Origin of the sequence: Actinokineospora sp., assembly GCF_052390155.1 — a bacterium.
Lineage (GTDB): Bacteria > Actinomycetota > Actinomycetes > Mycobacteriales > Pseudonocardiaceae > Actinokineospora.
In genome coordinates this window covers 163,274-173,245 of sequence record NZ_JBQTHF010000018.1, presented here as the reverse complement: position 1 = coordinate 173,245, position 9,972 = coordinate 163,274, and the positions used below count along the sequence as shown (strand labels likewise).

General features: G+C 70.6%; 8 protein-coding genes and 1 pseudogene. 2 read left to right on the top strand and 7 right to left on the bottom strand.

Going from position 1 to position 9,972, the window contains the following annotated elements; translation table 11 throughout:
• Nucleotides 1-914 (bottom strand): ATP-binding protein (locus ACT4N7_RS07550; protein WP_444827871.1); only part of this gene is annotated, 914 nt, incomplete at its 3' end.
• 125 nt (nucleotides 915-1,039) lie between these two features.
• On the opposite strand from ACT4N7_RS07550, the gene ACT4N7_RS07545 reads away from it, so the two are divergent.
• The gene (locus ACT4N7_RS07545) at nucleotides 1,040-1,750 is read left to right on the top strand and encodes a hypothetical protein (protein WP_444827870.1); all 711 of its coding nucleotides are present in this window, start codon (nucleotides 1,040-1,042) and stop codon (nucleotides 1,748-1,750) included.
• Here the strand turns inward: ACT4N7_RS07545 and ACT4N7_RS07540 are convergent.
• The 3 genes from ACT4N7_RS07540 to ACT4N7_RS07530 form a co-directional block, all read right to left on the bottom strand.
• Nucleotides 1,747-2,364 carry a Maf family protein gene (locus ACT4N7_RS07540; protein ID WP_444827869.1) on the bottom strand — a complete coding sequence of 206 codons (618 nt, stop codon included), beginning with the start codon at nucleotides 2,362-2,364 and terminating at the stop codon, nucleotides 1,747-1,749. The genes ACT4N7_RS07545 and ACT4N7_RS07540 overlap by 4 nt on opposite strands.
• Nucleotides 2,365-2,375: 11 nt before the next feature.
• Complete coding sequence (locus tag ACT4N7_RS07535) at nucleotides 2,376-4,199, bottom strand: Xaa-Pro dipeptidyl-peptidase (protein WP_444827868.1); 1,824 nt, start codon at nucleotides 4,197-4,199, stop codon at nucleotides 2,376-2,378.
• Between the two features lie 176 nt (nucleotides 4,200-4,375).
• The gene (locus ACT4N7_RS07530) at nucleotides 4,376-4,780 is read right to left on the bottom strand and encodes a hypothetical protein (RefSeq protein ID WP_444827867.1); all 405 of its coding nucleotides are present in this window, start codon (nucleotides 4,778-4,780) and stop codon (nucleotides 4,376-4,378) included.
• Nucleotides 4,781-5,148: 368 nt separating this feature from the next.
• Here ACT4N7_RS07530 and ACT4N7_RS07525 point away from each other — a divergent pair.
• Nucleotides 5,149-6,267: pseudogene (locus ACT4N7_RS07525) on the top strand (IS701 family transposase); the annotation flags it as partial.
• 142 nt (nucleotides 6,268-6,409) lie between these two features.
• Here the strand turns inward: ACT4N7_RS07525 and ACT4N7_RS07520 are convergent.
• From ACT4N7_RS07520 to ACT4N7_RS07510, 3 genes are read right to left on the bottom strand one after another with little or no spacing between them, the layout of a single operon-like run.
• Nucleotides 6,410-8,023 (bottom strand): DHA2 family efflux MFS transporter permease subunit, encoded by a 1,614-nt coding sequence (locus ACT4N7_RS07520; protein ID WP_444827866.1) that lies wholly within the window; start codon nucleotides 8,021-8,023, stop codon nucleotides 6,410-6,412.
• 46 nt (nucleotides 8,024-8,069) lie between these two features.
• Entirely contained in the window at nucleotides 8,070-8,291 is a 222-nt protein-coding gene (locus tag ACT4N7_RS07515; protein ID WP_444827865.1) for an acyl-CoA carboxylase epsilon subunit, read from the bottom strand.
• Between the two features lie 14 nt (nucleotides 8,292-8,305).
• The gene (locus ACT4N7_RS07510) at nucleotides 8,306-9,943 is read right to left on the bottom strand and encodes an acyl-CoA carboxylase subunit beta (protein WP_444827864.1); all 1,638 of its coding nucleotides are present in this window, start codon (nucleotides 9,941-9,943) and stop codon (nucleotides 8,306-8,308) included.
• Between the last annotated feature and the right edge of the window lie 29 nt (nucleotides 9,944-9,972).

The window sequence follows — 9,972 nt, the reverse complement described above, 5'->3', positions numbered from 1 at the left end:
ACCGGGTGCTCGACCTGCAACCGGGTGTTGACCTCCAGGAAGGAGATGGTGCCGTCGGTGCCGACGAGGTACTCGACGGTGCCCGCGCCGGAGTAGCCCGCCTCCTGGCAGATCGCCTTGGCCGAGGAGTGGATCTGCGCGCGTTGCGCGTCGGTGAGGAACGGCGCCGGGGCCTCCTCCACGAGCTTCTGGTGGCGGCGCTGCAGCGAGCAGTCGCGGGTGCCGACGACGATCACGGTGCCGTGCTGGTCGGCCAGGACCTGGGCCTCGACGTGGCGCGGCTTGTCGAGGTAGCGCTCGACGAAGCACTCGCCGCGGCCGAACGCGGTGACCGCCTCGCGCACCGCGGAGTCGAACAGCTCGGGGATCTCCTCGATCGTGCGGGCCACCTTCAGGCCGCGGCCGCCGCCGCCGAACGCGGCCTTGATGGCCACCGGCAGGCCGTGCTCCTCGGCGAAGGCGACGATCTCCTCGGGCCCGCCGACCGGCTCCTTGGTGCCGGGCACCAGCGGCGCGCCCGCGCGCATCGCGATGTGCCGCGCGGTCACCTTGTCGCCGAGGTCGCGGATGGCCTGCGGGCCGGGGCCGATCCAGGTCAGCCCGGCGTCGATGACGGCCTGGGCGAAGTCGGCGTTCTCGGACAGGAACCCGTAACCGGGGTGCACGGCGTCGGCGCCCGCGCGCGCGGCCACGTCGAGCAGCTTCTCGAAGGACAGGTAGCTCTCGCCCGGGGTGTTGCCGCCCAGCGCGAACGCCTCGTCGGCGAGCCGCACGAACGGGGCGTCCCGGTCGGGGTCGGCGTACACGGCGACGCTCGTGAGCCCGGCGTCGCGACAGGCACGGATGACACGGACCGCGATCTCGCCGCGATTGGCGATGAGAACCTTGCTCAACGCCTTGGCCGACTCGGGCACGCCGTTCCTCCTAGTTCGCGGGCTTGCGGAGAGAGTTTACGGATAGGTGTCCCGGCCGGAACCGAGAGCAACCCCACAATCGGGGGATTACTGTGCCCTTAATCTCTGGGCGACGAGGAGGCGGTGTGGCTGGTCGGCGAACACCGGGTCCGGTCGTGCTGACGGCGGCGCTGTCCGTGCTGGTCATCGTGGGTGCGTTGACCGGTGCCGCCGTGCTGCGCTCGCGCGCGGACAGCGCAGCCGGCGGCACTTCGACCAGCGTTCCGGCGCCGACCACGACGACCGGTGTCGGCGTTTCCGGTTGTCTGCGCGAACCCTGCCAAGTCCTCGCCACGGCCACCGTCGGCGGCACCATCGTCGAACTCGTCGCCGACTCGGGCGCCACCTCCGGCAGGCTCCGCATCGGCGGCCCGTCGGCCAGCCAGGTCATCGAGACCACCATCACCGACCGCGGCATCACACTCACGTCGAACTCGCTGCAGTGCTACCCGGCGTCCGTCTCGGCCTGCCTGATCCGCGGCCAGAACGAGGACGGGGCGACCGGGCAGGTGGTCGTCGGCCGGTCGGACAAGTGGAGCCCGCTGGAGCGCGCGTACTTCTCCCAGGCGGGCTACCTGCTGCTCAACAACGTCATCAGCGACTCCGCCCCCGAGGTGATCGCCGTCCAGCACGACTGCGCGCCCGCCGCCGACTGCGCCAAACGGCCGGTGTACGCGCAGGTCTTCGGGCTGGGGGGGCAGGAGATCGGTTGCTCGCGGCTCTTCGCCCGGCTCGACCAGCTCCCGGGGTATCCGCTGGTCCAGCTCACCGCGGCGCAGCTTCGCGACTGTCCCTAGACCCAGAGGTCCACGACGCTGAGGCCGGTGTTCGCGAGCAGCCCGCGCACCAGCGGCAGGCTGATCCCGATCACGCTCGACGGGTCGCCCTCGATGCCGTCGACGAACCAGCCGCCGAGGCCGTCCAGGGTGAACCCGCCCGCGACGGCCAGTGGTTCGCCGGAGGCGAGGTAGGCGTCGAGTTCGCGCTCGGTGGGCCTGCCGAAGCGCACGACCGTGCGCTCGGTGCCGCGGGCGGACGCCGTGACCGCGCCGCCGTCGACGCGGAGGACGGCGTGACCGGTCAGCAGTTCGCCCGTGCCGCCCGCCATCCGGGTCCAGCGCTCGCGGGCGATGTCGACGGTGGCTGGCTTGCCGACCATCTCGCCGTCGAAGTGCAGCATCGAGTCGCAGCCGACGATCACCGCGGCCGGGAACTCGGCGGCGACGTCGGCCAGCACCGCCCGCGCCTTGGCCTCGGCCAGCGCCACGACCAGCTCGTCCGGCTTCGGGTCGGGCAGGCTCGCGGCCACCGCGTCCTCGTCCACACCGGACACTCGGACCACGGGATCGATGCCCGCGTTCCGCAGAACGCCGCGACGGGCAGGAGACTGGGAAGCGAGGACGAAGCGCACGGGAGGACAGCCTAGAGGGAACCGACCAGTGGCACGCGCAGGCTGGCCTTGCTCAGGTCCAGCGTCAGCTTCGGGTAGTTGCCCGCCGAGCCGATGAACACGCTGTCCGTGCTGCCGATAACCACCGCGAGCCGGTGCCCGGCCCGGATGACCTGGTCGGTGCCGGCCAGGCTGAAGGTGATCGTGTACGGCGTGCCCGGGGTCAGCGTGCGCCGCGAGTCCAGCGACGCGTAGTGGCCGAGGTCGGCCCAGCCGCGGCTGACGATGTTCCGGGTGACCGACGTCGTCGCGGTCGCGGTGTCCAGGAAGCAGGCGCTGTCGCCGGGCGCACTCTCGCCCCAGCACGATCGCGTGCCGAGCGTCTGGATGCCCTCGCCGCCACCGCGGTAGTCGCGGATCGTCGCGGGGCCGTAGTCGACCAGGATCGCGGTCAGTCGGGCGGCGGTGGAGGTGGAGGTGGCCGTCAGGGTGATCGTCGGCGTGCCGGAGATCCGCACGTCGTTGGCCAGCGCGGCGGTGCGGTAGACGACGCGCGCGGACGAGGTGCTGGTCGGGTTGGCGATCCAGGTGTACTCGCTGGTGCGGTTGTCGGTGAACGACGCCGTCGTGCCCGCGGGCGGCGCGGCGGTGCCGAGCGTGCCGACCCCGGCGGTGCCGCCGGGCCGCAGCCGCAGCGTGGTCGGCGTGCGCGCGACCGGCCACGACGGGTCGTCGCGCCACCCGTCCGGGCGCTGCTCGACGGTCGAGCGTGGCTCGTCCTCGATGCCGTTGTCGATGCCCAGCAGGTAGTGGTCGAACCAGCGGTGCAGGGTGTCGACCCACACCGCGCGGCGGAAGTCGAACGGGTCGACGTGCCCGGCCTGGGTGAGCCAGACCTTGCGCTCCACAGTGGACGGCAGCGCGGTCAGCCACTGACCTAAGTTGATCGTCTTCACGTTCAGGTCGTTGACCCCGTGCACCACGAACACACTGGCCTTGACGTTCGCCGCGCTCGGCAGGTAGTCGCGCTCGCGCCACATCGCGGTCCGGTCGCCGCTCGACAGGGAACCGTTGTCCAGCGCGGACTTCACCGCGCCGCAGGCCGCCGCGCCGCCCGCGTTCTCCACCCGCCCGGCCAGCGACGACGGCGAGCCGTTGAGGAAGGTCGCGCCGTGCGCGCGGTAGTAGTCGTACCAGGAGTTGATCGCGCCGATCGGCACGATCGTCTTGAGCCCGTCGACGCCGGTCGCGGCCACGCCGTTGGCGATGGTGCCGTCCCAGGACTTGCCGATCATGCCCACCGCGCCGGTCGACCAGGCGGCGCTGGCCGTGGTGGACCCGGTGACCGAGGTGTAGCCCGTGGCGCGGCCGTTGAGCCAGTCGACGACCGCCTTCGCCGAGGTGACCTCGGAGGGCCCGCCGACGTCGACGCAACCGGTGGAGCGGGCCGTGCCGGACAGGTCGACCAGCACCGTCGCGTAGCCGCGCGGGACGAAGTAGTTGTCGTAGAAGAGCGGGAACTGGACGGGTTTGCCCTGGCTGTCGTAGGTCTTCTGCTGGCTCTCGTTGCCCCGGCCGAGCGAGGTGTAGTACGGGCTGGCGTCCATGATCACCGGCACCGGCCCGGTGGCCTCGCTCGGGCGGACGATGTCGGCGGCGACCCGCACCCGGGCACCGGTCGGCGAGGTCAGCCCGGTGTCCACCCAGACCGTCTCCCGCACGGCGTTCGCGTACGAGTACACCGGCTCGCTGCGCACCACCGCCCGCGCCACCGCGGGCTGCGCGGCGACGGGCGCCGCCAGTGTGCCGAGCCCGGCGACGACTGCCGCGACGACGGTGAGCAGGGATCGCCTCATGACCCAGGACAGTACGGAGTCGTGGGTTCGCCCGGGAGAGCCGAGTTCGGTGTTGTCAGAGCCTGGTTCGCGGCAGCCGCGAACCACTGCGCGCCCGCGGTCCGATCGGTGATGTGGCCGCCGCCGGAAAACGGGTGGGCGCCCGGTATCCCGGGCGCCCACACCTCGTCGCTCGGTCAGATTCGGATGATGTCGATCCGCACCGAGCCGTCGATCGAGACGTCGACGTCGAAGTCGAGGTCGAGCCCGAGGAACGCCTTGATCCGCGCGTTCAGGTCGCCCGCGATCTCGGCGGCGAGATCGGCCTCGACCTCAGCGCTCGCGTAGACCTCCACGTCGGTCTGCACGTCGGCACTGACGACGAGCAGGGCGCCGCCGGTCAGCAGTTGAACGTCGACGTCGACCGTCACGTCGGCGTCCACGCTCGCCTCAAGGTCCGCCTCGATGTCGGCGGCGATCACGGCCTCAAGAGGGAACAGCAGGCCCTGCGTCTGCGCGGCACCCGCGGGCGCGGGCGCGGCCGACGCCACGGTGGCGGCGCCGACCGCCAGCGCACAGGCCGCAACGGGAATGGCCAACACGGTCGCAATTTTACGGAAACGAGACATGTACGGGATCTCCCTGATGTTTGGTTGAACCGACTCGCCAACGGCGCGTCGAGATCAGTTGTGCCGCAACCGGAGAGGCCGAACCATAGGCCATTCGGGTCAACTCGCCGAATACGTGAATGACCACTCGGCGCAGCTACCGCGAAGTAGATTCGAATCCGGTCCATTGTCGCACGTAACCGCCGGATGACCGTCCCGGCCACTACTGCAACAACAGATCGGGGCCACCGCTCATTGTCTGCCGCAACAACAGTTCGTGACCTCAGAACAGGCCACCCCTAGCGCGACCCCTATCCGGCGGCAGGCCGTGACCTTGGTTCGATCCAGTCGTTGAGCAGACCGTGAAGGTTGAACCTGCCGATGACTGGTCCAGATCGTTCGAGGCGTTTGTGAGCCGATTCGCGGCCCGCTTCCCTCGGGTCGAGTCGCGCCGGAGGATGCGTTGTTACGTTCGAGGACTGCTCGGCGACACTGTGCGGAAAAACGGCTGGACGCTGGCTGAAGCCGCCGGTGACGCGGGGCCGGAAGGTATGCAGCGACTGCTGAACTCTTATGCCTGGGACACCGACGGGGTGCGCGACGACGTCCGCACCGCCGTGGTCGAGCAGATCGGCGACGCCGAGCACGGTGCGCTCGTGGTCGAGGAGACGAACTTCGCGAAGAAGGGTCGGAAGTCGGCGGGCGTGGCATCCCAGTTCTCCCCCGCCGCGGGCAGGTGCGAGAATGCCCAGGTCGGCGTGTTTCTTGCCTACGTTTCGGCGCAGGGCCGCGCGCTCATCGATCGCGAGCTGTATCTGCCGAAGGAGTGGATCTCCGACGGCCCGCGGCGCAGACGCGCGGGCATCGGCGAGGACGTCGTGTACGCGATCAAGCCCGTACTCGCGCAACGGATGATCAGCCGCGCGGCGCGGGCAGGCGTAGGTTTCGGCTGGGTGGCGGGCGGCGAATCCTGCGGACAGAGCGTACGACTGCGTTCTTGGCTGGAGAACCGCGGCATCGCGTACGTCCTGGCGATTCCCGGGAACGTAATGGTGCACACAACCGACTTGACCGGGATCCGCGCCTGCCAGATAGTCTCTGGACTATCCGACCAATTGTGGACGCAGCTTGGCCGGAAAGCTGATACGGCCGCCCATCGACCGCACGAATGGGCTGCGGTCGACATCCGTTCGATGCGCGGTCCGGGGTGGCGGCATTGGTTGTTGGCCCGCCGCTCGCTCGACCATCCCGCAGCGCTGTCCTATTATCTCTGCTTCGGGCAGGCGAACACTCCGGTCGAAAGTCTGGCGCGGGCCGCGGTGGCCCACCGGGCTATTCAGGAGACATTCCGGGAAACGCGGACTGCCACCGGCCTCGATCATTACCAGGTTCGCGGGTATCAGGCATGGTACCGACACATCACACTGTCAATGGCCGCCGCCGCATTCCTGACGATCATCGCCCGCAACAACGCCGCGGGCACGGCCCCACTGACATTGTGTCAATCGACCACCGGCACGCCGGATCACCGCGCCGCCACGACCCCCGACAGCGAATGTCACGGCCACGTCCGACAACAGCGGCGGGGTGCGTAGGAACGCCGGATCGCCATGGTCGTAGCCGCTACGGAGTCGCCCGCTGGTGCGGGAGTCCCGTGTTCTTCGCGGTACCAGTTGGTGGCATACGGATGCCCGCCGCCCACACCATGCCCAGCACCAGCACGACGACCGGCAGCACCAGCGTGGCCTTGGCCGCGTTGGTGAAGCCGAGGGCGTAGGCGTCGGCGGCGAGTTGGCGCACCCGCTCGGCGATGGTCGGCGACCAGTCCGCGGGCACCGCAGGGCCCGCGCCGCCGAACTGGCTGGCCGTGTTCGCCGCCTGGGTGATCCGCTCGACGAACTCGTCGGCGTAGCGCGGCGGCAGGACGCGGGCCACCTGCCGGGCCGCTTCTGGCACCGAGAAGCTCAGCCCCACCTGCAGGAGCAGGCCCGTCGTGGCGCTGCCCAGCACGCCCCCCACCTGCCGCGAGGTGTTGAACACCCCGGACGCGGCGCCGACCAGGTGCGACGGCAGCCCGAGGGTGGCCGCGGCGGTGAGCGGGGAGAACACCAGCCCGATGCCGACGCCCGCCAGCACCAGGCCCGGCACCAGCGCCAGCGGGTCGGTGTCCGGCTCGGCCAGCACCGCCAGCACCACTGTGCCCGCGGCGAGCCCGCCGAGCCCGGCCATGATCAGGTGCTTGCCGTCGACCCGGCGCAGGCCGCGCCCGGCGATCAGCGCCGCGCCGCCCGCGGCCACCGCCATCGGCGCGCACAGCAGGCTCGACGCCACCGGGTCCAGGCCGAGCACCGACTGCACGTAGATGACCAGGGGCAGGAACATCCCGGTGGTGGCGAACCCGAGCGCGCCGTGGGTCAGGTTGGCGTAGGAGAAGGTCGGGTTCGCGAACAGGTCCAGCGGCACCAGCGGCTCGTCGCGCATCCGGCGCTGCCAGATCACGAACGTGCCGAGCGCCAGCAGCCCGAACCCGATCACCGGCAGCACGCCAATCGGGTCGACGATCGAGCCCCAGTGGTAGTGCTGCCCGTTCTGCACCCCGAACACCAGCGCCGCCAGTCCCACCGACGCCAGCACGGCGCCGAGCGCGTCGAACCGGACGCGCGCGCGTGGCCGCCAGTCCGGCAGCAGCACGACACCCACCACCAGTCCGACCAGCCCGATCGGCAGGTTCAGCAGGAAGATCGCCTGCCACCCGACGTGCTGCACCAGCAGCCCGCCGACCACTGGCCCGGCGATCGTGGCGACCCCGGCGACCGCGCCCCACACCGCGATCGGCGTGCCCCGCCGCTCCGCCGGGAACAGCCGCGTGATGAACGACAGCGTCTGCGGGGTCATCGCCGCCGCGCCCAGCCCCTGCACCGCGCGCGCCGCGATCAGCGAGCCCGCCGAGGTCGCCAGCCCGCACCACAGCGACGCGCCGAGGAACACGACCAGGCCGACGACGAGCACCCGCTTGGGGCCGTAGCGGTCGCCGAGCCTGCCGGTGAGCAGCAGCGGGACCGTGTTCGCGAGCAGGTAGACGCTGTTGACCCAGATGACCTCGTTCAGCGTGGCGTCCAGGCCGGTGAGGATCGCCGGGATGGCCACGGTGACGATGGTCGAGTCGAGCATGACCATGAAGAAACACGCGCACAGCGCGGCCAACGCCGCCCAGGGGCTGCGCACCGTGCTCGTCATGACCCCGCCTCTACACCTCGCGAACCCCTGTCAGGGAGCGTAGAGGTCAGCGGGGCAGGCCCGACGCGCGCCAAGCGCCCGGGCCGTGGTCGAGCTGCCTGCGCACCAGCGCGGTGCGCGCGGCCCACGGCGACGGCGGGCCCGCGTCCGCGGCGGCACTCGCGGCGGCCGCGGCCACCACCACCGCGGTCAGCGCGGCCAGTTCCACGTCGTCCGGCGTGCCGCGCACAACACTCAGCAGCGGCGGTTCGTTCGCGGGCTCGCGCACTGGATCTCCCGGCGTCACAGCGGGATGTTCCCGTGCTTCTTGGGCGGCATGGTCTCCCGCTTGTCGCGCAGCATGCGCAGCGAGCGGGCCACGTAGCCGCGGGTGTAGGCGGGCGGGATCACCGAGTCCACGTAGCCCCGTTCCGCGGCCACGTACGGGTTGAGCAGCGTGTCCTCGTAGTCGGCGTCGAGCTTGGCGCGCAGCGCGTCCACGTCCTCACCCGCGTCCAGCGCCTTCTTCAGCGTCTTGCGGTGCAGGATGTTCGACGCGCCGGACGCGCCCATCACCGCGATCTGCGCCGAGGGCCACGCGAGGTTCATGTCGGCGCCGAGGTGCTTGGACCCCATCACGTCGTACGCGCCGCCGTACGCCTTGCGGGTGATGACCGTGACCAGCGGGACGGTGGCCTCGGCGTAGGCGTAGATCAGCTTCGCGCCGCGCCGGATGATGCCGGTCCACTCCTGGTCGGTGCCCGGCAGGAAGCCAGGCACGTCCACGAACGTCAGCACCGGGATGTTGAACGCGTCGCAGGTCCGAACGAACCGGGCGGCCTTCTCGGAGGCGTCGATGTCGAGGCAGCCCGCGAACTGGGTCGGCTGGTTGGCCACCACGCCGACGCTGCGCCCCTCGACCCGGCCGAAGCCGACCACGATGTTCGGCGCGAACAGCGGGTGGACCTCCAGGAACTCGCCGTCGTCGACGACCCGGGTGATCACCTCGTGCATGTCGTAGGGCTGGTTGGCCGAGTCCGGGATCAGCGTGTCCAGCTCGCGGTCGGTGTCGGTGAGGTTGTCCGACACCGACCCGTCCTCGGCGAAGCCCTCGAACACCGGGGCGTCGGACAGGTTGTTCGACGGCAGGAACGACAGCAGCTCCTTGACGTAGGAGAGCGCGTCCTCCTCGTCGGCACCCATGTAGTGCGCGACGCCGGACTTGGTGTTGTGCGTGCGCGCGCCGCCCAACTCCTCCAGGGTGACCTCTTCGCCGGTCACCGTCTTCACCACGTCCGGGCCGGTGATGAACATCTGGGAGGTCTGGTCGACCATCACCACGAAGTCGGTCAGCGCGGGCGAGTAGACGTGCCCGCCCGCGTTCGCGCCCATGATCAGCGATATCTGCGGGACCACGCCGGACGCGCGCACGTTGCGGGTGAATATCTCGCCGTAGAGGCCGAGGGAGACCACGCCCTCCTGGATGCGCGCGCCGCCGCCCTCGTTGATGCCGACGATCGGGCGGCCGGTCTTGATCGCGAGGTCCATCACCTTGACGATCTTCTCGCCGTACACCTGGCCCAGCGAGCCGCCGAAGACCGTGACGTCCTGGCTGAACACGCACACCGGTCGGCCGTCGACCGTGCCGTAGCCGGTGACCACGCCGTCGCCGTAGGGGCGGTTCTTCTCCAGGCCGAAGTTCGTGGAGCGGTGCCGCGCCAGCTCGTCCAGTTCGATGAACGAGCCGGGGTCGAGCAGCATGTCGATGCGCTCGCGGGCGGTCATCTTGCCCTTGGCGTGCTGCTTCTCCACCGCCCGGGCCGACCCGGCGTGCACGGCCTCGTCGTTGCGCCGGTAGAGGTCCGCGAGTTTGCCCGCCGTGGTGTGGATGTCCGGCTCGTCCGTCGGGTGCTCGCCCATCGGCTCGGTCGCGCTGCTCATGGACCGGCAGCCTAGCGAGCATTCGGACT

Bases quoted from the DNA above. Each gene is read 5' to 3' on its own strand.
- ACT4N7_RS07535 (WP_444827868.1), bottom strand. From the start codon at position 4,199: ATGAGGCGATCCCTGCTCACCGTCGTCGCGGCAGTCGTCGCCGGGCTC.
- ACT4N7_RS07520 (WP_444827866.1), bottom strand. From the start codon at position 8,023: ATGACGAGCACGGTGCGCAGCCCCTGGGCGGCGTTGGCCGCGCTGTGC.
- ACT4N7_RS07510 (WP_444827864.1), bottom strand. From the start codon at position 9,943: ATGAGCAGCGCGACCGAGCCGATGGGCGAGCACCCGACGGACGAGCCG.